We start from the raw sequence: 23,444 nt of genomic DNA, 5'->3' as shown, positions 1-23,444 counted from the left end.
TATTAAAACATTTCCGAATACTTCTTATCAAGAGCAGGTGGAGGGACGAGCCCGATGAAACCCGGCAACCGATCTATTTTATATAGGCACGGTGCTAATTCTCGCAGCATTAAGCTGACAGATAAGGAGCTGGTTGTAAAAAAACCTCTCCTTAGCTGAGAGGTTTTTTTTATTCAACTAGGAGGTTATGAAAATGAGCGGAATAACAGCGACATATTTAATTCATGATGATTCTCAAAATTTAATTCAAAAGGCAGAGCAAATCGCCCTCGGCTTAACAGTTGGTTCGTGGACACACTTACCCCAGTTACTACAAGAACAATTAAAACAACATAAAGGCTCAGTCATTAGCGTAGAAGAATTAGAAGATAATGAAAAAATAAATATATACCTTGATAAAAAAGTAAAACGCGGTCTTATTAAAATTCATTATCCATCTGCTAACTTTAGTACCGACTTACCAGCGGTTTTTACAACTGTTTTCGGAAAGCTATCACTGGATGGAGAAATTAAATTAATTGATTTGACATTTTCTGATGATATAAAAAAATGTTTTCCAGGTCCTAAATTTGGTATCGATGGGATACGAAACACTTTGAATGTTCACGATCGCCCTCTTCTCATGAGTATTTTTAAAGGAATGATTGGTCGTAATATCGGTTATTTAAAAACACAGCTTCGTGATCAAGCAAGCGGCGATGTAGACATTGTAAAAGATGATGAAATTTTATTTGATAATCCGTTAACACCACTGTCAGAACGCATTCGGGCTGGAAAAGAAGTATTGCAGTCTGTATACGAAACATACGGTCATAAGACGTTATACGCTGTTAACTTATCCGGACGAACTTATGATTTAAAAGAGAAAGCAAAACAAGCAGTTGCAGCTGGAGCTGATGTATTACTCTTCAATGTATTTGCTTATGGACTTGATGTTTTACAAGCATTAGCTGAAGACGATGATATTTCTATCCCAATCATGGCACATCCAGCAGTAAGTGGAACTTACATCGCATCTGAATTATATGGATTTTCGTCTTCCTTACTACTAGGTAAACTACTTCGCTATGCAGGCGCAGATTTCTCATTATTTCCATCACCTTATGGAACCGTTGCTTTAAAAAAAGAAGAAGCACTTTATCTAGCAAAAGCACTTACAGATGAAAACGAACCATTGAAACGAAGCTTTCCTGTTCCATCTGCTGGTATTCACCCAGGACTTGTTCCACTTCTTATTCGTGATTTTGGTCAGCAATGTGTCATTAATGCTGGTGGCGGTATTCACGGACATCCATCTGGTGCACATGGAGGCGGAAAAGCATTTCGAGCTGCCATCGATGCAACGCTAACAAACATACCTCTTCATGAGGTTAATGATCCTAATTTACAAGCCGCCTTGCGTTTATGGGGCAATCCTTCTGGAGAGGTGAAGGCATGAGTATTCAAATTTTTTGCGATTTCGATGGCACAATTACAAATAACGATAATATTGTTGCCATTATGGAAAAGTTTGCACCGCCAGAAGCGGAAACAATTAAACAACAAATTTTATCACAAGAACTTTCTATTCAAGAAGGTGTTGGAAAACTTTTTTCTCTATTACCTACAAGTCTACAAAATGAGATTACAACTTTCATAAAAAAGACTGCTGTCATTCGTTCTGGTTTTGAAGAATTCGTACAGTTTGTCCAAACAAAGAACATCTCACTTCATATTATATCAGGAGGAATGGACTTTTTCGTTTATCCTCTTCTTGAAGAACTTATAGATTCTAATCAAATTTACTGTAATGCAACTGATTTTTCGGGTAAAACAGTTCAAGTAAACTGGCCATATCCATGTGATGAGCATTGCGAAAATGAATGTGGTCTTTGTAAATCAACACTTATTCGCAATTTAAGTTCACAAAATGATTTTAAAATCATAATTGGTGATTCTATTACAGATTTACAAGCAGCAAAGCTTGCTGACAAGGTATTTGCTCGTGACTTTCTTATTACAAAATGTAAAGAACATCACATTTCTTATACACCGTTTGAAACATTTCACGATATACAAAGCGAAGTGAAGCAATTGTTGGAGGTGATAAAGTGAAACAACTATTTCGTCAATGGCAAGAACTGAGTGAACTGAAAAAAGAATTAACCGACCGGAACTGGTTTCCAGCAACAAGCGGAAATATTTCAATAAAAGTGAGTGACAATCCCCTTACCTTTCTCATTACAGCAAGCGGAAGAGATAAAACAAAAACAACACCCGACGATTTTCTGTTAGTCGATCAAAATGGAACCCCTGTTTTAGAAACAGATTTACGCCCTTCTGCAGAAACATTGTTGCATACTCACATTTATAATCATACAAACGCTGCATGCGTCTTACACGTCCATACAACCGATAATAATGTAATTACAAACGTATACGACAAAGAAGTTGTGCTTTGTAATCAAGAAATTATTAAAGCACTCAATATTTGGGAAGAAGGAGCTTCTATTCGTATTCCAATCATTGAAAATTACGCTCATATTCCAACGTTAGGTGAGAGCTTTCGCAATCATATTTACGAAGATGCAGGAGCTGTTTTAATTCGCAATCACGGTATTACAGTATGGGGAAAAGATAGCTTTGATACAAAAAAGAGATTAGAAGCATACGAGTTTTTATTCCAATTTCATATTAAACTGTTATCAATTAAAGGAGGCGTTCAACATGGCACAAATTCGTATTCATGAAGTTAATACTCGTATTGAAAAAGAAATAGAAGTACAACAGTTTTTACAAACTGAAGGTGTTTTGTATGAGAAATGGGATATCACAAAACTTCCTGTTCATTTACAAGAAAACTATGCATTAACTGATGAAAATAAGAAAGAAATTTTAGAAGTATTCGCAGAAGAAATTGCTGATGTTTCTAAGCGCCGCGGCTATCAAGCGAGCGATGTCATCTCACTTTCTCATGCAACACCGAATCTAGATGAATTGTTAGTAAACTTTAAACAAGAGCACCATCATATTGATGATGAGGTTCGCTTTATTGTTAGCGGACATGGCATTTTTGCCATTCAAGGAAAAGACGGTCGTTTCTTTGATGTTGAACTTGAACCAGGCGATTTAATTTCGGTTCCTGAAAACAAGAGACATTACTTTACACTTCAAGATGATCGTCAAGTTGTCGCAATTCGTATTTTTGTGACAACTGAAGGTTGGGTTCCTATTTACTAAGGTAGTACGTTGAATAAAAGGAATGGATTCCCCTTTTTCTTCCTTTTATTCACTCTACATATATACATCCTTCTATAGACAGGTTTATCTCTATTCAGGAGATAAACCTGCATTTTTTGTTGAATAATTTTTTACAATTTTATGAACATTTTGTGAACTTTTTCTGAATATTCTGTTTAAAATGTGTTATAATACAAGTAATAGAAAAAACAAGTGGAATTGTAAAAAGGAGGAAGGGAATATATGGAGTTAATTTTAGCCATTCTTTTCGGTGTCGTTTGCGGGTCTATACCTGCTGTTGTGGGAGCTATTATGGAGGAATTAGAAGTTGGTATGATTGGTTTTGTCGCATCTTCTGTAAGCGCTTTATTTTTCGGTTTATATGGTGCAATTCCTGTTTGTTTACTGTTTGCACTATATATATTACGTCATTCTCGCACAAAACGATTTACTCGAACTAGAATGGCTGAAGTCATTCCCTTTCCAATTGAAAAAGCACGCCGAGCAACAGGCCTTTCCTAAATAAAAAAGTCCTCATATGAGGACTTTTTTATTTATTTTCTTCTAAAAATTGAAATAGCTCCTGTAAATGAAGTGCATCTTCTCCATAACTAACCGAAACATAAAATTTCCCGTCTACTTCTGCATTCATATATAAATCAATGAGATCACGTTCGTACTTTAGCGCTAAATAAAATTCCATCTCTTCTAGCATTTCTTTCGTTGTTCGAATGACATAACGACCTGTTTCATCTCTACCATATTCAAATACCGGTTCAAAATTATACTTCTTTTTAAACGCAGCCAGTTGCTTATCATTAATATAAATTGTTTCTGCGCGCTGTACCATATCAATGATATTATCAAATTTCTCTAAACCCATACACTCACTCCTTTATGTATCGTTTATATAATGCCTGTGTTCCGCTATTTTCTTCACCGTCTTGCATCAATTGTTCATATAATTCTCGCGCAAGAGCTAAGCCAGGCGCAGATAACCCAAGTTGTTCTGCTTCTGCTAACGCAATTTTCATATCCTTAATAAAATGTTTCACGTAAAATCCTGGTTCAAAATCACCTTGTAACATGCGCGGTGCTAAATTACTTAATGACCAGCTACCTGCTGCACCAGTAGAAATACTTTGTAACACTTTTTCTGGATGTAAACCTGCCTTTTTTGCATAAGCAAGTGCTTCACATACACCAAGCATATTAGATGCAATCGCAATTTGGTTGCACATTTTTGTATGTTGGCCACTACCTGCATTTCCTTGCAATATAATGTTTTTGCCTAACAATTCAAATAACGGAAAGCATGCTTCATATACTTCTTCATCCCCACCGATCATAATCGCAAGGCTTCCTTCTTTTGCTCCGATATCTCCGCCCGATACGGGGGCATCTAATACCTGAATTCCCTTGCTCTTCCCTTCTTCATAAATACGTTTCGCAAGAGTTGGTGTTGATGTTGTAAAGTCAATCGTAATCGTCCCTCGTTCTGCATGAGTAAGAATCCCCTCTGCACCAAAGTATACTTCTTCCACATCATGTGGATAACCAACCATAGTCATTACAACATCTACTGTTCTTGCAATTTCCTTAGGAGAATCACACCAGTACGCACCTTCTTCAATCAAAGCTGCTGTTTTTTCTTTTGTACGATTATATACATAAACAGTATAACCAGCTTTTAATAAATGACGCACCATACTCTTTCCCATAACACCTGTACCAACAAAACCAATAGAAGCTGGTGGCAATATCTGCTTCATCTTCTCATCCCCTTTTCTCTAATAAATCACTCACAAGTTTACGAAATTCATTATTAAAATCATCATCAATTCCATTTTGCACATTTGAGAATTCAATTACAAATAATTGTTTATCCCAATTAAAATTGTTAAATGTATTCCATCCCGAAAGTACACCATGATTATGATAATAATCTGGATATATATATAAGCTAAATGCATATTTTTTTTCTGAAGATGGTGTTAGCATTAATTTTAAGCTTTCAGCAGAGATAAGCTTACCTGTCATAATTGCTTCATCTAACTTTTTCATATCATGCACCGTTGTATACATCTCTCCGCATCCATATAACCAATTCATTGCTAATTTAGGCGCTAGCACAAGTTCATTCTCTTTCTTTTTATATCCTTTTGAAAAATTCACATCCCCTGCTGGTGTCTCTCCCATACCTGACTCTGTCATGCCCGCGGGAATAAAGATATGATCTGTAACGTATTGTGCTACAGATTGTCCCGAGTTTTTTTCTAGAATATAAGCTAGCAACATATAATTATAATCTGAATATAACCAGCCACTTCCAGGTTGAAAAGCAGTTGACTGTTGTCCAATCCATGTCACTAAATTAAGACGGGATGCTGCATTGACTTTCCCTTTTCCATGATCAGGGAGTCCCGATGTATGCGTTAATAAATGGTACAACGTAATATTTTTATTAGCAGGAAAAGAAGGAATATATTTATTCACGTTATCCTGTATATTTATTTTTCCTTGTTCTTGCAACTGTAGAATCGACACCGCAATTGTCGTTTTTGTAATAGAACCAATTCGATATTTTGTTTGCGGCGTATTTTCAATTTGTTTTTGTACATCCGCATAGCCATACCCTTTATCTAATATTGTACGGCCTTGATATGAAACGAGAACTGAGCCATTAAATTGTTTATCTTTTAAATATTGTTCTAGTTTTTGTGCAACAGCCGTATAATCAATTTCTTTTTCTCTTTCTTTTATTGTATCAGTAGAGGGTATTGTTTTTATTGACTTTGCTTCTTTTTTAGCAGGTACTTTAAAAAAGAAATAGCTCCCAACTAATATAATAGAAAGAAAAAAAATAATTGCACTCCATAACGTCTTCATTTCTAAAAATCCTCCATAGCATCTTAAATAATTGTTCCTCCCTTCACCATTATCCGACAATAAAAAAAAATCGCAACAATTTGTTGCGAAAACATGTTACATTTTTTCTTTTCTATATAAGCACACTTGATTTTTCCCCTTGTTCTTCGCTTCATATAATGCAACATCCGCTCGATGCATCAATATTTCTTTCGTAATTCCATTTTCGTATGCAGCAACACCAAAGCTTGCTGTGATATTTGAAATTCCAGAAAATTTTTTTGTTTCGATAAAAAATCGAAGCGATTCCGCAATTTGAAATGCTTCTTTTTCTGTTGTATGAGACAAAAAAACAATAAATTCTTCTTCACTCCACCGTGCAAAAACATGATGCGGCTGTAATTTTGCTGTCACAAGTTCCGCTAGTTGTACCAATGCTAAATCTCCAAAATCATGACCATATGTGTCATTTACTTTTTTGAAATCATCAAGATCAAATAAAATAAGAGCAAATGATTGGCTCATTCGTATAGCAGTTTCCCAACCTTGTGAAAATAGTCTTTGAAACTTCAACCGATTATAAATATTTGTTAAGGAATCAATTGTTGCTAAGCGCTCTTGTTCTTTATACTCTTCTTCTAACTCTGTAATATCTGTACATGTAACGATGAATCTCGATACATCATCCGGCAAATGAGCAATGCGTAATAAAAACACAGTTGCTTCTTCACCTTCATTATACATTTTGATTTTTCTTGCTTTCGTTAAGCAATCATCAATCCACATTGTATCGTTTTCTGCAATATAATACCCATTCTCCTCTGCAAAATGTTCAGCAAATGTCATGTGATGCTCATGATATGACATAAGATCTTCATATCCGAAAAAACGTAAAAAATTTGTATTGCAATCTATAATTTCATCATCTTCTACAATAAACAACAAATCATTCTGAAAATCGAATATCATTTGAAGTAACTCTTGTTGTAATATGACTTGTTTTAACAATGACAACTCATATACACTCTTTTGCACTTCAGCAAGTATAGATTGAGGCGTAATTGGAGGTAACACAATGTTTCGTACCCCAAGTTTAATAAGGTCAACAAACTGAGATGTAACTTGTGCACTCCATACAATGATAAAAGAAATATTTGAAGTAAATAATTCTTTTACAAATTCGACTTGAGAAGAATGAGAAATATATATAATTACGATTTGTGGTTGAACTTTTTCAAACAATATTTTCCCGTCCTTAAAACTATGTGCCAAAAACAAGCACTTTGGCTTTAACGTTGCAACTGTATGTTGCTCGTTATGACCTTCTTCAATATACAATACATTCACATCGAGATCTTGTAATACATTTTGAAAAACGGTATGTTCCAATAAAAAATGCAGAATGTTCACCACTAGGTTTTCACTCACTTCATTTATCCCATTCTTACAAGCTTAAGAATCCCTTACGATAGAGTTCATCACTTATAAGAACTTGATTTGTTCAACAAACCATCACATGGCCGTTTCACGTTACATAAACCTTTTGAAGCCCTGTATCATCTTTTTATTGTATGACAACAATAAGTGAGACGTTTGTGCGAATATCTTCTTTTATTCATATCTTTTTTAAAACACTTGACAATAGAACTACATGTATTATATTCTTTTACAGTATCTACTTACAAAATGTAAGTTAAGAACATTTTTACATTCAACTCATTTACAAATAGAAACAAAGGTTGGAGGAATTATAATGACACAGCAAGATTTCTTTACTGTTTTATACGAACGCACATCTAATCGTGCTTTCAACCCTGAAAAAGAAATTTCAAAAGAAGAATTATATGATATTTTAAAAGCTGCTGGCCAAGCACCATCAGCATGGAATTTACAACACTGGAAGTTCCTTGTATTCCAAGGAGAAGATGTACAACGTCGCTTACATCCAATTGCATATAATCAACAACAAATTCTTGATGCCTCTGCAGTTGTCGCTATATTAGCTGACTTAGAAGCATATAAAAATGTTGATGCTGTATACGGTCCACTTGTAGAACAAGGACTTATGCAAGAAGAAGCAAAAAATCGTTTGTCACAAAATATTGAAGGTGCATATCAACGTGAACAATACCCACGCGATGCCGCATTCTCTAATGCATCTTTAGCAGCAATGCAACTTATGCTTGCAGCAAAAGCAACTGGTTGGGACACATGTGCAATTGGAGGTTTTAACCCGCAAGCATTAATGGAAGAGTTTAACGTGTCTTCTCGCTACCTTCCAATTATGTTAATTACAATTGGTGAATCTACATTAGCAGGTCACCCAGCACCACGCATGAGCGTAGAACAAGTAACAGAATGGGCAAAATAAAGTGAAACTTCCATCAGTGGGGGTTTTCTTCATCCCCCCACTGATGGTTAGTTGAACCAATCGGGTACTTACGGGCAGTTATCTTCCACCTATCTTCTTCGCTTTCTCTGAATCTTGAGGTGGAAGTCTTACTGCCCGTTAGTGCGGGATAAAATGAAACCTCCATTAGTGGTGGTTTTTTTCATTCCTCACTAATGGAAAGCTCTCACCAATCAGGCACGTGACAGCAGTTATTCTCCATCTATCTTCTTCACTTCTCTCTAAATATTAAGAGAGGATTACTACCTAGGAATAGCAGAGTATAATCTAAAGATGCTTTTTTGTTACAATTGTGATACAATAGTAACAAATTGATAACAAATGAGGGATTTTCATTGAATTTATATGGAAGCTTTATCGCGATATTGTGCTATCTAGTCACAGTACTACTTCTATACTTCGTTGGAGATATGACAAATATTGCGATGCTACAGTTTTCAAAAGAAACAGCGCTTCAATCAGAAATTGGTCAGTATGCCTCTCGCTCCTTCGCACCATTACTGTTAGCACTTCCTGTATATATCATTGTTTTATATAAAAGCAAAAAAATATAAAGACTGTCTTTATTAAAAAGAGGCAGTCTTTTTTCTATACATATCCGCTTTTTGTCCAAACTCTCATTTCCTTCTTCTCATATGTTATAAGAAGAGTAACAACATTCTACCTAAAACATTTATTCTTTTCCTACAAAATAGGAAAAAATCTTTTAAAAAAATCTGCATTGTGTCCAAACAAAGCATGTACCTAGAGCATATCTTATTAATGTGAAGGGGGTGAGAATTATGTTCGGAGGATGTTTTGGATTTGATGGCTGCCGTAGCGGTGTACGCAGCGACCGCCGTTCCCGTAGCGACCGCCGTTTCCGTAGCGACCGTCGTTTCCGTAGCGACTGCCATAGCGGTGTACGTACTGGTCATAGAAATCGTTTTTGCAACGTTCTTAGAAATCTTTGTGTCGGTACTCGAATCGCTCTATTAACAGTTAGAGATAATGGTACTTTTACTAACGTTGTATTCGAGGGATTTTCAAATGGCGTAGCACTTTTCTCAGGAGGCAATATACCTGGTGGAGGCTTATTACGTGTTTGCCCAGATGATGTTGTAGCTATCGTTTTCTAATAAAAGTAAGTAATTTCCAGGGAAGCAATAGCTTTCCTGGTTTTATTTCTACTCACAAATATGAAAAGTTGATTAACCCGAAAACAATTAGATAGAATACAAAATCAATAAAAAAGTGAATTGTATAAAAAAACCTGAGACCGATTTCATTCAGCTCAGGTTTTTTCATTAAATGCTTTTTACAAGTTCTACTACTTCTTCAGCAGTTGACATATTTAAAGCTTTTTGTGCTAACTCTTCCATTTGCACTTTTGAAAGCTTACGAATTTGTGTTCTTGCTGGAAGAATAGATGTTGCACTCATGCTAAACTCATCTAATCCTAATCCAACTAATAACGGAATTGCTAAAGCATCTCCTGCCATTTCACCGCACATACCAGCCCATTTCCCTTCTTTATGAGCTGCATCAATCACCATTTTTACAAGACGTAAAATTGCTGGGTTATATGGTTGGTATAGGTAAGAAACGCGTTCATTCATACGATCTGCTGCCATTGTGTATTGAATTAAATCATTTGTTCCGATAGAGAAGAAATCTACTTCTTTTGCAAACTGATCAGCTAACACCGCAGAAGCTGGGATTTCTACCATCATACCAACTTCAATGCTATCAGAAACCACTGTACCAGCTTGCACAAGTCTTTCTTTTTCTTCTAATAAAATTGCCTTTGCTTGACGGAATTCATCAAGAGTTGCAATCATCGGGAACATAATTTTTAAATTACCGTATACACTCGCACGAAGTAATGCACGAAGTTGTGTACGGAAGATATCTTGTTCTTCTAAGCATAAGCGAATTGCACGGTAGCCTAAGAACGGGTTCATTTCTTTTGGTAAATGTAAGTATGGAAGCTCTTTATCGCCACCAATGTCAAGTGTACGAACAACAACCGGCTGACCTTCTCCTACACCTTCAAGAACAGCTTTGTATGCTTCAAATTGCTCTTCTTCTGTTGGAAGGTTGTCACGGCCCATGTACAAGAATTCTGTACGATATAGACCAACGCCTTCTCCACCGTTGTCAATAATACCTTTTACATCTTTTGGTGTACCGATGTTTGCTACAAGCTCAACGTGATGACCATCTGCCGTAACTGTTGCTTCATTCTTTAATTTTGCCCATTCTGCTTTTTGCTCTTCAAATTGTGCTTTCTTTTCTTCATAAACACGAAGAGTCTCTTCAGATGGGTTTACAATTACTTCTCCATCTAAACCGTCGATGATTACGATATCACCGTTTTGAATTTGCTCCATCACAACTTTTGTCCCAACAACAGCTGGGATTTCCATTGAACGAGCCATAATTGCAGAGTGAGACGTACGTCCACCAATATCAGTTGTGAAACCTTTTGCATATTTACGATTTAATTGTGCTGTATCAGACGGTGTTAAATCTTCTGCAATGATGATTACTTCTTCGGAGATTGTACTTGGGTTTGAGAAGTTAATTCCAAGTAAGTGTGCAATAACACGCTTTGTCACGTCGCGAATATCCGCTGCACGTTCTTTCATGTATTCATTATCCATGCTCTCAAACATAGTAATAAACATTGATGCAACTTCATCCATTGCAAATTCAGCGTTTGCTTTTTCGTTTTTCACTTTATCTTTTACTGGGTTTACTAGTTCTGGATCATTTAATACTAGTAAATGTGCTTCAAAGATAGCCGCTTTATCAGCTCCAAGCTCAGCAAAAGCATGATTTTTAATTGCTTCTAATTCAGACTTTGATTTCTCAAGCGCAGCTTCTAAGCGTGCGATTTCCGCAGCTTCATCCGTAATCGATTTCTTTGCAATATTAAATTCAGGATTTTCTAGACGGAACGCCTTTGCAATTGCAATACCACTTGACGCGGCGATCCCTTTAATGTTAAGAGTCATTATTCTCCTAATCCTTCGTTTTTCATAGTTTCTTCGATAGCTGCTACTGCTTGAGCTGCATCATCACCATTTGCAGTGATTTTGATTTCTGCGCCTTGTTGAATACCTAAAGACATAACACCCATGATTGATTTTAAGTTTACAGTTTTGCCGTTATATTCTAAGTTAATATCAGCACCAAATTTGCTTGCTGTGTTTACAAGTAAAGTTGCTGGACGAGCATGAATTCCTGAGTCGCTAGTTACTTTAAAGATTTTTTCCATAATGATCTATCTCCTTTAAACTACAGTATATTTTAAGTTGTATAGACGTGAGTACTACACTTTCTATTGTATATAATAGGCGATGCCTGGTCAACTACATCGCCTATTATAATTGTAAACAATTTGCGTCTAAATTTTACTGAATTTCAATAACGTTTGTTTCACCTTTTTGGACATTATCTTGCTTTTTAATTTCAACTTTTTGTCCTTCTTGTAAGTTTGTGAAAACAATTGGCGTAATAATAGAAGGCGCATTTTCTTTTACAAATGCTATATCTACTTTTAATAAAGGCTGGCCTTGCGTTACTTTATCACCTTGAGAAACTAGCGCTTCAAAGCCTTCTCCATTCAATTTCACCGTATCAATACCGAGGTGAATTAAAATTTCTTTTCCGCCTTCTGATTGAATACCGATTGCATGTTTTGTTGGGAATACGTTCACAATTTCACCATTTACCGGAGAGACTACTGTACCTTCCGTTGGTTCGATTGCAAAGCCATCTCCCATCATTTTTCCAGAGAATACTTGGTCTGGCACTTCTGTAATCGGTAAAATTTTGCCTTCAATCGGAATCGCAATTACTTCATTTACATCTGCTTTTTGTACAGGCGCTTCTACTTTTACAGGCGCTTCTTTTGGAACATGCACTGCACGACCTGCCATAATATCTTGAATTTGTGATTTTAACGTATCAGATTTTGGACCGAAAATCGCTTGAATATTGTTACCAACCTCAAGGACACCTGCTGCTCCAAGCTCTTTTAAACGATCTTTATTTACATCTTTTTGATCCTTTACTTGAACGCGTAAACGTGTAATACAAGCATCTAAAGAAGCGATGTTTTCTTTTCCGCCAAACGCTACTAAAATTTCACCTGGAAGCTCGCCTGCTTCTACTTTTCCTGCTCCTTCAACCTCTTCTACTACTTCACGACCTGGTGTTTTTAAATCCCATTTGCGAATTGCAAAACGGAATCCGAAGTAGTAAATCACTGCTAGTACAAGACCAACAATAATTACCCACCACCATGCGGTACGGCCTGGTAAGACACCAAATAGCATAAAGTCAATTAAACCACCGGAGAATGTCATCCCGATTTTAACGTTTAAAAGTTGCATAGCCATAAATGATAAACCAGCAAATACTGCATGTATTCCAAATAGTACAGGTGCTACGAATAAGAATGAGAACTCAATTGGTTCTGTAATACCTGTTAAGAAAGATGTTAACGCAGCAGATCCTAAAATACCAGCTGCCATTTTTTTATTTTCCGGACGTGCTTCATGATACATTGCTAATGCTGCTGCTGGAAGACCGAACATCATGAACGGGTATTTACCTGTTGTAAATGTACCAGCTGTTAATGTGACACCATCTTTTAATTGTGCCATGAAAATCTTTTGGTCACCGTGGATAACTTCACCTGCTGCATTTGTATATGAACCGAACTCAAACCAGAACGGCGCATAGAAAATATGATGTAATCCAAATGGAATTAAAGACCGCTCAATCAAACCGAACATAAATGCTGCTAACGTTTTATTTGCATCAATCATTTGATGTGAAAACGTATTTAAAGCACCTTGAATCGGTGGCCAAACAAAGCACATTGCAATCCCTAAAAGTAAAGAGAATGTTGCCGTTGCAATTGGCACGAAACGTTTACCGGCAAAAAATCCTAAATATGATGGCAATTCGATGTTGTAGTATTTGTTATAGCAATATGCCGCTAATATCCCGACAATAATACCACCAAACACTCCTGTTTGAAGTGTTGGAATACCTAATACATTTGCATAAGCTGGATCTGCAAAACCAGTTTTAATTGGATCTCCAGCTTTGCTTGTTACTTGAACTAGCTTGTCTACTCCTAAGAATACGCTCATCGTTTTGTTCATAATTAAGTATCCAACGAAGGCCGCTAATCCAGCTACTCCGTCTCCATTCGATAACCCGATGGCAACCCCTACTGCGAATAATAATGCAAGGTTTGCGAAAATAATATCACCAGATTGTTCCATGATTTTTGCAACTAGAACAAACCAATCTGCTTTTAAAGCAGGGATTAAATTTGTTAACTGTGGATTTTGAAATGCATTACCAAATCCAAGTAAAATACCTGCCGCCGGAAGGATAGCAACTGGAAGCATCAATGCTTTTCCGACTTTTTGAAGAACACCAAAAATCTTTTTAAACATTTGGATTCTTCCTCCCTTTCTTTTTTATTTTTACTTTCGGCAAATGCAAAAAGGCATGAGTTAAAAAAAGGTAGAAAATAGCTATCAAGGAGTAGTATGTCCCTTTCAACAGCTACCATTCCAACCTCTTCTTCACTCATGCCTGATCGAATCAGTAACACGTGTCGAATCGTAATGAAATAAGTGCGATATTCAATTCACGCAAACGTTTCCGTTTATCGATGCGCAACATTTGTCGAAAATAATAACTTTCTGTAAGATTATTATACATAAGTGATGTAAGCGATTCAACAACTTTTTTTAACGTTTACATTTTCGACAAAATCAAACAATTTCTACATTTCTTCTACCTTCACTAAACGCTGTAAGTGCATCGTTAAATAAATCGATTCAGCTTCATACACAGGCAGTTGCAATTGATTTTGCATTACTTTAACAAGTTTCCATGCCAAATTATAGCACTCTGGAAATTCAGCTTTTAAAAGGTCTGCAAAATGTTGTGATTCTTCCACTTGTTCACCATTTTTCACACGTTCAATCGTGTATTGCAAATGCCGAACAAGACGTAAATAATGGATGCTCTCTTTGTCTAACACAATCTGTAAATTTTCTTCAATTAAAGAGATGAGATGAGCAATCAATCTAGAATTTTGATTAATAGAAGACACCTCAGAGTTTGTAATAGAGCTATAAATATGCAATGCGATAAATCCAATCTCGCCTTCTGGAAGATGGATATTTAAGCGAGAGTTAATTAATTCTACAACTTCCTCTGCAATTTTATATTCTTTTGGATACAGTACTTTCGTTTCCACTAAAAATGGATTGTCTACTGTAAATCCTTGCTTTAATCGCTTAATTGCAAAAGCAATATGATCCGTTAAAGCAATATGAATATGCTCATTTAACGGTGTATCTACTCGATCTTGAATATAAAACATAAGATCATTCATTAATTCTATTAACTTCTCGCTCACATGCGGAACAAGAAGTTTATATTGTTCACGTTCACGTTCATTTGTTAACACAAACATTTTTTCAATCTGTTCTACTTGTAACATTTCTTTTGCTTTTTTGCCAAACCCAATTCCCTTTCCAATGACAACTACTTCTTCATGTTCTGGATGGGCAGCAATAATAACATTATTATTTAAAACTTTTTTAATTTCGAGACAATTATTCATACAACACCACCCTTGCGCGTAAAAAGGTCTTCTTTCATGTTACAGAACAATCTTATTTTTCGTCAATGTAAAACATCTACCATTTTGTAAATGTCGTTTTTTAGACATGATTGTATGAGATGCGTATAATGTAAAGATATACGTCTAGTAGAAAGGAGCAACACCATGATTAAAATGTTCATAAGCGATATTGATGGCACAATGATGCAACACGGAGGTGTAATCGATGAACAAGATATAGATGCACTGCGTAGCCTTGCTGACCAAAATATAATCCTTTGTTTCGCTTCTGGAAGACTTGATAATGAAATTGCCGAGTTAATGAACAAAGTTGACATGAACTTTCATCGTATTAGTGTGAATGGTGTATTTGTATATACACACGAAAATAAACAATTGTTATCAGCAACATTTGATTCTACTATTTTACCAGAGCTGTTGTCTATAACAAATAAAGAACCATTCTTTCGTTATGTAAGTGATGAATATAATTATTATATTGAGGAAAAAACACCGTTTATTCATGAGCTCGAAAAGCAAGTAAAAATGACTTCCGTTGCAGAACCAAATTTGCTCGAAAAAATCGATAAAACAATTTTCCCAAATAAAATTTCAGTTGGGGGTACGAAAGAAGATTTAGTTACTCTTCAAAAGCAAATTAATGAAAATTTTAAAGGGAAAGTAAGCACCTTTATTTCTGCCGAGCAGTGTTTAGATGTTATGCCACCTCACATTAGTAAAGGTTCTGCTATTTCTGTCTTATTAGAGGAATTTAACATTCAGCCTAACGAAATAGCTTGTATTGGTGATTCCTACAATGACATCCCAATGTTCGCTTTAACACCTCATAGCTTTGCGATGGCTGGTGCAGATGATGAAGTTAGGCAACATGCAACTCATACTGTTCCTTCTGTTAAAGATGCGATTGAATATGTTCTTCATTATAATAATGAAGGATATAAAAATACGACTCACTCCTTATAAGGATGAGTCGTATTTTTATCCCGCTATTCGCGGGCAATAAAAGCACGATTGGTGAGAGCTTTCCATCAGTGCGGGATGCCCCCACTGGTGGAAGTTTCACTTTAATTCACTACATAAAACATTATGTTCTACTTATTGCGTGAAATATTTGTAATAAACTTATAACGATCTCCTCTGTAAATACACTTTACGTATTCCAGCGGCAACTCACCTTCTGCATACGACCATTGTCTCATTACAAGCACAGGTGCTTTCTTCGGAATATGAAGATGCGCAGCCTCTTCGTCCGTTGCAATAGATGCTTCAATAGATTGCGTAGCACGAACTAGCTTAAAGCCTAGTTTTTTTTCTAAGTGCTCATACAATGATTGCTGCAAAATTTCTTCATTAATATCTTTTACAAGAGATGGTGACAAATACGTTGTCTCAAACGCAATTGGTTCCTCGTCAGCTAAGCGAATACGTCTCACTTCGTAAACTGATTCTCCCTCTTGAATTCTAAGCCTGTCTGCTACTTTAGCAGTAGCTGGAACAAGTTGAAAGCTTAATAGCGCACTACTAGGTTTCATTCCACGAGAGAGCATATCCTCCGTAAATCCAGTCATGCCTTGTAACTTTTGTTCAACTTTCGGAAGTTGTACAAAAGTTCCAATTCCACGCTTTCGATATAAATATCCTTGTTCAACTAAATTATTAATTGCCTGTCTGATTGTCATTCGACTTACTTCAAACTTATCACATAATTCATTTTCAGATGGAATTTTATCTCCCGGCTTCCATTCACCGTCTTCAATTAGTTGCTTCACCCACTCTTGAATCTGATAATAGATCGGAAATGGTGAATACTTGTCGATGTTCATCAGCAATCGCCTCACTGCATAAAGATAGAGCTTCTTGATCTGCGATTACGGTTACATTTGGATGACGTTGTAAAACTGTAGCCGGACAACCTTCGTTTACGTTCCCTTGTAGCATTTCCTTAATCGCTTCTGCTTTTTTCAAGCCAGAAACAACAAGTAAAATTTGTTTCGCCTTCATAATGCTACCGATTCCCATTGTAATTGCATGAGTTGGCACATCTTCTTCTTTTTCGAAGAAACGACGGTTTGCTTGACGGGTAGATTCTGTTAACTCAACAATGTTAGTTACAGAATCAAATGGTGTTCCCGGCTCATTAAATCCGATGTGACCGTTTTCACCGATTCCAAGAATTTGCAAATCAACTGGATTGGCATCAATAATGCTTTCATAACGTTTACATTCCTCTTGTAAATCGCCTGCCATTCCATTTGGTACATAAGTTTTTTTAAATGGAAGATGATCAAACAACTGTTCTTGCATAAAGTAATGATAGCTGTTTTTGTCTTCATGTGGTAAATTTACGTACTCATCTAAGTTTACAGTGGTTACACAGCTTGTATCAAGTTTATTTTTTCTCATTAATGCGTAAATTCCCAATGGAGAGCTTCCTGTAGCCATTCCTAGCACTGGACTTTCTTTTGATTTTACAACTTGTTCAATTAATTTATAACCTGCTTCCGCTAATGCTTCTGGAGTTTTTACAACAACGATATTCATTTATTTCCCCTCTTTCATATGAGCTCCCAATCGAACTGTATCTTGTACATATAAATCTTTAGACATAATAACAAAATCCGCATTTTTTCCTGTTTCTAAAGCACCCTTATTTACTAATCCAAATTCTTCAGCTTGATTAATTGATGTCATAAGAACTGCTTCTTCAACAGAACATCCAGTAAACGCAATCACGTTACGAAACGCTTGATCCATCGTTAAAATGCTGCCTGCTAATGTGCCATCTTCTAATCGCGCACTGCCATTTTTTACAATAACCGGTTGTCCACCAAGTTCATATAATCCATCTGCTAAACCTTTTGCACGCATCGCATCTGTAATGACACTCACTTTTTTAGGTCCTTTTAATTTATATGCCAATTTCACCATATCCGGATGAATATGAATACCATCTGTAATCACTTCAACCATTACATCTGGGTTTAATAACACATGACCAACTACACCCGGCTCACGATGATGCAACCCACGCATTTGATTATAAAGGTGAGTTGCATGTGTAATATTTCTACCTGTTAATTGCTCATCAGTTGCATCTGTATGTCCAATCGTACCGATAACCCCAGTTTTCGCGAGGTATTGTTCAAACTCACGCGCACCTTCTTCTTCAGGAGCATATGTTACCAGTTTAATTAAATTCCCGCTTGCTTCTTGCCATTGTTTAAATTGTTCAATATTTGCAGGAACAATGTACTCAAGCGGCTGTGCACCTGCACGTTTTTTTGAAATGTACGGACCTTCTAAATGAATATATTCAAAATGCGCACCTTTTCCCTTCGCCTCTTTTGCAGCACTTAGAGCCGCTTCAATTGCCTCAGGAGACTGTGTCATTGTTGTTGGAAAAAAAGTTGTAACCCCTTCTTGTAACATCTGTTTGCCGAGAGTTACTAATCCGTCGCTATTTGCATCCATTGCATCAATATTGTATCCACCGTGAATATGAATATCAATCATTCCTGGAATTACAAGATTCCCTTTTATATCATGAATCTCTTCATTTTCTTTTGGTACATACTGAGCCATCAATCCCAGTTCTTGAATTTGATCTGTGTAACGAATAAAACCGTTTTCTAGCACTTCATGACCTGTATAAATTTTGGCATTGATGACAACTTGCGTTTTCATTTCCATCGTCCTTTCCCATATAATACTACTTGTATTATTACCTATTTGCCTATTTTCATCATAATATATACACGAGTAGTTGTCTATACATTATGGGTAAATTTTTAATATAGGAAAAAGGTAATTTCTTTTTCTTCTCTAATTATGATATATAGTATTATTTATTCAAAAGGAGAGGTTAACAATTTTATGAAAAAGTCAACAATTATTTCATGTATTATCTTTGTAACAGTAGTTCTGATTGGCTCTGGGTCTTATTATATGATGACGAAAATGAATATATCTAAACAAGTTACATCACCTCCAGAACCTCCAAAGGATGCACAAACTGCAGCTATTTACCAATCAATTCACGAACAGCATGAATTGCTAAACAAGTTGGTCTGCTATGATCAATATAAAAACTGGACCCCTTCCTCTTCTTTATGGACTGAGCATGATGCTGCTTTAAAACAAATTGAAGAACAATTCTTGCAGTACACACCGGCAGTTGAAGGGGCTTTACAAAAAGACTTCCAAAATATTGTTTCTTACACGAAACAAGCCCGTGAAGAAAGAAGAGCAACTACACTTGTAGAAATACATCGTATTATGCATGATTTAGATATTTTATTGAACGGATATCAAGAAAAGCTTTGGAACGCTACTGTATATAAACGTAATTAACTATATTTGTAATTTCAGCAGCTTATATATCTCAATGCTGAAATGAGATATACTTACACTATTTTAACAACGGTAAAGGTAACTGATGCTGAATAACAATACGCTCACCATCTGTCTCAATTTCAACATCATGTTTTACTGTAGTATATACGGCGATACCATGCCGATATAACCGTTTCATCACACTTCGATGTGGATGACCATATGGATTCTTTTTATCATATGAGATAACAGCAAACTGCGGTGCAACAGCTGTTATAAACTTTTCACTCGTTGATGTATACGAGCCATGATGACCAACTTTTAATACATCTGCATGCATATCATATTGTTTTATCATTTCTTCTTCTGTATGTGTATCTGCATCTCCCATAAATAAAAAATCAGCCTTACCATAACGAATTTTCAATACAATAGACGATTCGTTATTTTCTCGTTTCGCTTTCCCATCGTTTAACACTTGAATAGAAATGTGAGGGTCCAGAGGGATATATTGTCCTTCTTTTACACTTAAAAACGGCACTCCTCTTTTTTTAATACTTCTTATGTACGTGTGATATGTAAATGAACTATATAGTTTCCCACTATCTAACACAAGTGAAACCGGCATTTGTTCAATAATTGGAATTAGTCCCCCGATATGATCCATGTCAGGATGTGTGCTAATGACAACATCTAAGCGTTTAATCCCTTTTTTAATTAATGTATCAATAATAGGCTCCCCAGCTTCATACGGTCCACCATCAATTAAAATTGTTTTCCCGTTCGGTAAAGAAATAATTGTTGCATCTCCTTGCCCAACTCTTAAAAAATTTACAGTCATCTTACCTAAGTGCGTACGTTGACTTGAAAAGGAAGAAACCGTATGTATAGAAGTATGCTGACGTATAGGGGATGCACTATTTAAAGTTATACATAATACAATTGAAAATAGAAAAAGAGCGATACGCACATCTTTCATACACCTTCTCCTTTTTCTATTTAGTATGACGCAGCTTTCATTTCATATACAAAAAAGCTTGGCAAAATGCCAAGCTTTTACTTCGAAATTTCTTGTAGAGAACCAAAGAATAAATCCGCTTCATTCATTCCTTCGCCTTCTTCTGACAGAGCAGGTAATTCATCTAATGTTTGTAATGCAAATGTATCTAAAAATTCTTTTGTTGTGCCGTATAAAATGGGACGTCCTGGCCCTTCTACACGCCCTACTTCTTTAATTAACAAGTGAGAAACAAGCGTTTGCAAAGCGCGATCTGTTTTTACACCGCGAATCTCCTCGATTTCCGTTCTCGTAATTGGCTGGCGATAAGCAACAATTGCTAATGTTTCTAATGCTGCTTGCGATAAAGATGTAGCTGTTGGTGCATCCATCAATTTTTGATAATACGAGGCATGTTCTTTTTTCGTTGTAAAACGATACACCTTTGCAAATTGAACAATTTGCAAACCTCGGTGCAATTGCTCATATTCTGTCTGTAGTTCCTCTACAAGATTTATTACAACTTTCACTTCTATCTCTAACACTTTTGAGATTTGTTCCGGATAAATCCCTTCATCCCCTGCTACAAACAGCAGCCCTTCTATAACTGCCTTTTGTTCTTGTCTATCCAACGATAAAAGCTCCTTTCTCACATTCTTTGTATCCCTATACGTCATAAAGACCGAACAACAATATATTGCGTTCGGTCAAACAGTACAACTATGGTTTCAATAAAAAGATTTCATCAAAATTATGCTCTTGTTCAATGACAATTTGCTGATGTTTCATAAGCTCTAAAATTGCTAAAAATGTAACAACAACCATTTCCCGGTCATCATCTGCAAATAAATCATAAAAACTTTGACGACCTCCTGCCATTTCTAATTGTTTTAAAACATCACCCATTCGTTGTTCAATTGGAATTTCTTGCCGAGCAACTGTAGCTGTTACCGGACGTTGTATTTTCTTTCGACGCATTAGCTTTTGAAATGCTGCCAGCATATCATATAGCGTAACATCAATCGGCAGCTTTTCATCTTCCTCTTTTTGAAACATCATAAAATCAAGAGGAGGACGTGTATATAGCTGTGCTCGTTCTTGCTCTTTTTCTTTTAATTGGGTAGCAACTTGCTTATATTTCTTATACTCAATTAGACGTTCCATTAACTCTTGCCGAGGATCTTCTATAAATTCTTCACTGCTATCCTGTACATCTTCTTCATGCTTTGGAAGCAACATTTTACTTTTAATTTGTAATAGCGTCGCAGCCATAACTAAATATTCACTTGCAACATCAAGCTGTAATTCTTTCATCGCATGGATATATGATAAATATTGTTCTGTAATTTCCGCTACAGGAATGTTATATATATCAATTTCATAACGATTAATTAGATGTAATAACAAATCTAAAGGGCCTTCAAATGCCTCAACTTTAAAATTATATTGCACAAATCATCCCACCACATTTTTTCTGTCACTCCATAAGTATAGAGCATACTCCATACACTATCCAACCTTTTTCAAAAATTTAATCAAAAATAGACGTATACCTAGGCCACAATGCCTATCCCGTTCATATGATAGCAGTGTAATGAGTACACATTGTAGGAGGTTACAAACTATGGTACATGGTGCTGGAGGTTTCCACGGCGGATTCGCTCTGCTGGTTGTGTTGTTTATTTTATTAATTATTGTCGGCGCAGCTTGCTTCTGCTAACTGACATAAAGCGACTAGAACAACCTCTAGTCGCTTTATATTTATGATACACTATATATGCACGCTGCTTAGAATAGGAGTGAAAAACATGTATCATGAAGCATACATACAGTTTTTAATTCATTTTCATAGTGATTACGACTACTTTGAATGTCACGAAATTTTAGAAGAACATTGGAAAACAAAACCACGCGGGGAACGCGAACAACATTGGGTAGGACTTATTCAAATTGCTGTCGCTTTATATCACCATAGACGTTGTAATTGGAATGGTGCCGAGCGAATGATGAAAAGTGCACTATTCATTTTGCAAAATGAAAAACAGCACATAGAGGCGTTAGGTTTAGACTACCCAAAACTATTATTACTCCTTCAGGAACGACTGCACATCATTCAAAATCATGAGTCTTATACAGTACTATTTCTTCCTTTTTCTGATCCGAATCTAGAAGACATATGCATGCAATTATGTAAAAACAAAGGACTTCCTTGGAAAGATACTTCTTCTACTCCAAGTGCGGATATTATTCATAAACATTCTCACCGCAATCGTGAAGATGTGATTAACGAGCGAAATATACAATTACAAAAAAGAAAGCAGAGATAATATTATCTCTGCTTTTATTAATGCACATTATGTTCAACTTCTTTGCATTTCTCACAAAATCTAGAAGTTTGTTCGTTTCCGCATACCGTAACATTCGGCAGCATTGTTTGTAATTCTTGTACCATTTTTGTTCCAATTCCCACATGACGATGCGAAGGATTCACACTAATATGCTGAATTTCTAATACACCTTCATCTTGTTTTACCGTCCCAATAATTCCAACAATAGCATCGTCTTCTTTCCATAAATAGAGCTGCCAATTATCATTTTTTTCATAATCCTTCATCGTTGCTTGTAATCGTTTTATATCTTTTTCCATTGGCATAAAAGACAGAAGTCCCATCGCAATTTTTTCATAACTTTTTTTAAAACGAATTAACATGAAATTTATCCCTTCTTACAAAAGTTACAAATCATATATCCCCTCAACCAGCATTTTAAATCTTACATCATATCTATTTTACAATATTTCTAATTAGCTGAGAAGATTTGCCCCAAAAAACAACTTTATAATCATACAAAGAGGGAAAGAGGAAGTCAAATATGGATATTCTATTTATATTATGCCACTAGCATAATATTGTTTGTATCTAGCCTAAATGGCACATAAAGTGAAACTTCCA

The 23,444-nt window shown here is 35.9% G+C and carries 27 protein-coding genes and 1 riboswitch; of the genes, 12 read left to right on the top strand and 15 right to left on the bottom strand.

Going from position 1 to position 23,444, the window contains the following annotated elements; genetic code table 11:
• The first annotated feature begins 21 nt into the window (after window positions 1-21).
• Window positions 22-128: riboswitch (SAM riboswitch) on the top strand.
• A 65-nt stretch (window positions 129-193) separates the two neighbouring features.
• The 5 genes from mtnW to CN326_RS18890 all read left to right on the top strand — a co-directional run bounded on the left by mtnW (window position 194) and on the right by CN326_RS18890 (window position 3,741).
• Complete coding sequence (gene mtnW / locus CN326_RS18910) at window positions 194-1,438, top strand: 2,3-diketo-5-methylthiopentyl-1-phosphate enolase (protein WP_098310518.1); 1,245 nt, start codon at window positions 194-196, stop codon at window positions 1,436-1,438.
• Window positions 1,435-2,094, top strand: a complete 660-nt coding sequence (locus tag CN326_RS18905; RefSeq protein ID WP_098310517.1) for a 2-hydroxy-3-keto-5-methylthiopentenyl-1-phosphate phosphatase — start codon at window positions 1,435-1,437, stop codon at window positions 2,092-2,094. Before mtnW ends, CN326_RS18905 begins: the two co-directional genes overlap by 4 nt.
• Window positions 2,091-2,729, top strand: coding sequence for a methylthioribulose 1-phosphate dehydratase (locus CN326_RS18900; protein WP_098310516.1), 639 nt, complete (start codon window positions 2,091-2,093; stop codon window positions 2,727-2,729). Before CN326_RS18905 ends, CN326_RS18900 begins: the two co-directional genes overlap by 4 nt.
• The gene (locus CN326_RS18895) at window positions 2,707-3,219 is read left to right on the top strand and encodes a 1,2-dihydroxy-3-keto-5-methylthiopentene dioxygenase (protein WP_098310515.1); all 513 of its coding nucleotides are present in this window, start codon (window positions 2,707-2,709) and stop codon (window positions 3,217-3,219) included. The genes CN326_RS18900 and CN326_RS18895 overlap by 23 nt, the downstream gene beginning before the upstream one ends.
• 243 nt (window positions 3,220-3,462) lie before the next feature.
• Window positions 3,463-3,741, top strand: coding sequence for a hypothetical protein (locus CN326_RS18890; protein WP_098310514.1), 279 nt, complete (start codon window positions 3,463-3,465; stop codon window positions 3,739-3,741).
• Window positions 3,742-3,769: 28 nt separating this feature from the next.
• Here CN326_RS18890 and CN326_RS18885 read toward each other — a convergent pair whose 3' ends face one another.
• From CN326_RS18885 to CN326_RS18870, 4 genes are all read right to left on the bottom strand, one after another.
• Entirely contained in the window at window positions 3,770-4,102 is a 333-nt protein-coding gene (locus CN326_RS18885; RefSeq protein ID WP_098310513.1) for a DUF3909 family protein, read from the bottom strand.
• Window positions 4,103-4,106: 4 nt separating this feature from the next.
• Entirely contained in the window at window positions 4,107-4,991 is an 885-nt protein-coding gene (locus tag CN326_RS18880) for an NAD(P)-dependent oxidoreductase (protein WP_098310512.1), read from the bottom strand.
• 4 nt (window positions 4,992-4,995) lie between these two features.
• On the bottom strand, window positions 4,996-6,108 hold the full coding sequence (locus CN326_RS18875) for a serine hydrolase domain-containing protein (protein WP_098310511.1): 1,113 nt from the start codon (window positions 6,106-6,108) through the stop codon (window positions 4,996-4,998).
• 96 nt (window positions 6,109-6,204) lie between these two features.
• The gene (locus CN326_RS18870) at window positions 6,205-7,497 is read right to left on the bottom strand and encodes a GGDEF domain-containing protein (RefSeq protein WP_141525081.1); all 1,293 of its coding nucleotides are present in this window, start codon (window positions 7,495-7,497) and stop codon (window positions 6,205-6,207) included.
• Between the two features lie 343 nt (window positions 7,498-7,840).
• Here CN326_RS18870 and CN326_RS18865 point away from each other — a divergent pair, with 343 nt between their 5' ends.
• From CN326_RS18865 to CN326_RS18855, 3 genes are all read left to right on the top strand, one after another.
• Window positions 7,841-8,458 carry a nitroreductase family protein gene (locus CN326_RS18865; RefSeq protein ID WP_098310510.1) on the top strand — a complete coding sequence of 206 codons (618 nt, stop codon included), beginning with the start codon at window positions 7,841-7,843 and terminating at the stop codon, window positions 8,456-8,458.
• A gap of 374 nt (window positions 8,459-8,832) precedes the next feature.
• The gene (locus tag CN326_RS18860; RefSeq protein WP_098310509.1) at window positions 8,833-9,051 is read left to right on the top strand and encodes a hypothetical protein; all 219 of its coding nucleotides are present in this window, start codon (window positions 8,833-8,835) and stop codon (window positions 9,049-9,051) included.
• A 228-nt stretch (window positions 9,052-9,279) separates the two neighbouring features.
• On the top strand, window positions 9,280-9,615 hold the full coding sequence (locus CN326_RS18855; RefSeq protein ID WP_098310508.1) for a DUF3915 family protein: 336 nt from the start codon (window positions 9,280-9,282) through the stop codon (window positions 9,613-9,615).
• A gap of 168 nt (window positions 9,616-9,783) precedes the next feature.
• Here the strand turns inward: CN326_RS18855 and ptsP are convergent, their stop codons facing one another.
• From ptsP to glcT, 4 genes are all read right to left on the bottom strand, one after another.
• Entirely contained in the window at window positions 9,784-11,496 is a 1,713-nt protein-coding gene (gene ptsP, locus CN326_RS18850; protein WP_098310507.1) for a phosphoenolpyruvate--protein phosphotransferase, read from the bottom strand.
• Entirely contained in the window at window positions 11,496-11,759 is a 264-nt protein-coding gene (gene ptsH / locus CN326_RS18845) for a phosphocarrier protein HPr (RefSeq protein WP_020059386.1), read from the bottom strand. Before ptsH ends, ptsP begins: the two co-directional genes overlap by 1 nt.
• Window positions 11,760-11,895: 136 nt before the next feature.
• Complete coding sequence (gene ptsG, locus CN326_RS18840) at window positions 11,896-13,959, bottom strand: glucose-specific PTS transporter subunit IIBC (RefSeq protein ID WP_098310506.1); 2,064 nt, start codon at window positions 13,957-13,959, stop codon at window positions 11,896-11,898.
• 335 nt (window positions 13,960-14,294) lie between these two features.
• On the bottom strand, window positions 14,295-15,143 hold the full coding sequence (gene glcT / locus CN326_RS18835) for a glucose PTS transporter transcription antiterminator GlcT (RefSeq protein ID WP_098310505.1): 849 nt from the start codon (window positions 15,141-15,143) through the stop codon (window positions 14,295-14,297).
• Between the two features lie 165 nt (window positions 15,144-15,308).
• On the opposite strand from glcT, the gene CN326_RS18830 reads away from it, so the two are divergent.
• A complete protein-coding gene (locus CN326_RS18830) occupies window positions 15,309-16,127 on the top strand; it encodes an HAD family hydrolase (protein ID WP_098310504.1) in 819 nt (272 codons plus the stop codon).
• Window positions 16,128-16,255: 128 nt separating this feature from the next.
• Here CN326_RS18830 and phnF read toward each other — a convergent pair whose 3' ends face one another.
• Genes phnF through nagA form a run of 3 tightly spaced genes read right to left on the bottom strand, consistent with a single transcriptional unit; the run spans window position 16,256 to window position 18,848 of the window.
• Window positions 16,256-16,987, bottom strand: a complete 732-nt coding sequence (gene phnF, locus CN326_RS18825; protein WP_098310503.1) for a phosphonate metabolism transcriptional regulator PhnF — start codon at window positions 16,985-16,987, stop codon at window positions 16,256-16,258.
• Complete coding sequence (locus CN326_RS18820) at window positions 16,917-17,705, bottom strand: glucosamine-6-phosphate deaminase (protein WP_098310502.1); 789 nt, start codon at window positions 17,703-17,705, stop codon at window positions 16,917-16,919. The genes phnF and CN326_RS18820 overlap by 71 nt, the downstream gene beginning before the upstream one ends.
• Window positions 17,706-18,848, bottom strand: a complete 1,143-nt coding sequence (gene nagA / locus CN326_RS18815) for an N-acetylglucosamine-6-phosphate deacetylase (protein ID WP_098310527.1) — start codon at window positions 18,846-18,848, stop codon at window positions 17,706-17,708.
• 189 nt (window positions 18,849-19,037) lie between these two features.
• Here nagA and CN326_RS18810 point away from each other — a divergent pair, with 189 nt between their 5' ends.
• The gene (locus tag CN326_RS18810; RefSeq protein WP_098310501.1) at window positions 19,038-19,514 is read left to right on the top strand and encodes a hypothetical protein; all 477 of its coding nucleotides are present in this window, start codon (window positions 19,038-19,040) and stop codon (window positions 19,512-19,514) included.
• 58 nt (window positions 19,515-19,572) lie between these two features.
• Here the strand turns inward: CN326_RS18810 and CN326_RS18805 are convergent, their stop codons facing one another.
• From CN326_RS18805 to CN326_RS18795, 3 genes are all read right to left on the bottom strand, one after another.
• Window positions 19,573-20,475 (bottom strand): ComEC/Rec2 family competence protein, encoded by a 903-nt coding sequence (locus CN326_RS18805; RefSeq protein WP_098310500.1) that lies wholly within the window; start codon window positions 20,473-20,475, stop codon window positions 19,573-19,575.
• Between the two features lie 77 nt (window positions 20,476-20,552).
• On the bottom strand, window positions 20,553-21,125 hold the full coding sequence (gene scpB, locus CN326_RS18800; protein WP_098310499.1) for an SMC-Scp complex subunit ScpB: 573 nt from the start codon (window positions 21,123-21,125) through the stop codon (window positions 20,553-20,555).
• 88 nt (window positions 21,126-21,213) lie between these two features.
• Window positions 21,214-21,945, bottom strand: coding sequence for a segregation/condensation protein A (locus CN326_RS18795; protein ID WP_098310498.1), 732 nt, complete (start codon window positions 21,943-21,945; stop codon window positions 21,214-21,216).
• Window positions 21,946-22,117: 172 nt separating this feature from the next.
• Between CN326_RS18795 and CN326_RS18790 the strand changes: the two genes are divergently transcribed.
• Window positions 22,118-22,213, top strand: coding sequence for a YjcZ family sporulation protein (locus tag CN326_RS18790; protein WP_098310497.1), 96 nt, complete (start codon window positions 22,118-22,120; stop codon window positions 22,211-22,213).
• A gap of 88 nt (window positions 22,214-22,301) precedes the next feature.
• Window positions 22,302-22,820: a DUF309 domain-containing protein gene (locus CN326_RS18785; protein WP_098310496.1), complete on the top strand. Its 519-nt coding sequence runs from the start codon at window positions 22,302-22,304 to the stop codon at window positions 22,818-22,820.
• Window positions 22,821-22,837: 17 nt separating this feature from the next.
• On the opposite strand, the gene CN326_RS18780 is transcribed toward CN326_RS18785, so the two are convergent.
• The gene (locus tag CN326_RS18780) at window positions 22,838-23,203 is read right to left on the bottom strand and encodes a GNAT family N-acetyltransferase (RefSeq protein ID WP_098310495.1); all 366 of its coding nucleotides are present in this window, start codon (window positions 23,201-23,203) and stop codon (window positions 22,838-22,840) included.
• Window positions 23,204-23,444: the final 241 nt, after the last annotated feature.

It is taken from the genome of Bacillus sp. AFS018417 (assembly GCF_002560985.1).
In the GTDB taxonomy this organism is placed as follows: Bacteria; Bacillota; Bacilli; order Bacillales; family Bacillaceae_G; genus Bacillus_A; species Bacillus_A rhizoplanae.
This window is presented reverse-complemented; position numbering and strand designations above follow the sequence as displayed.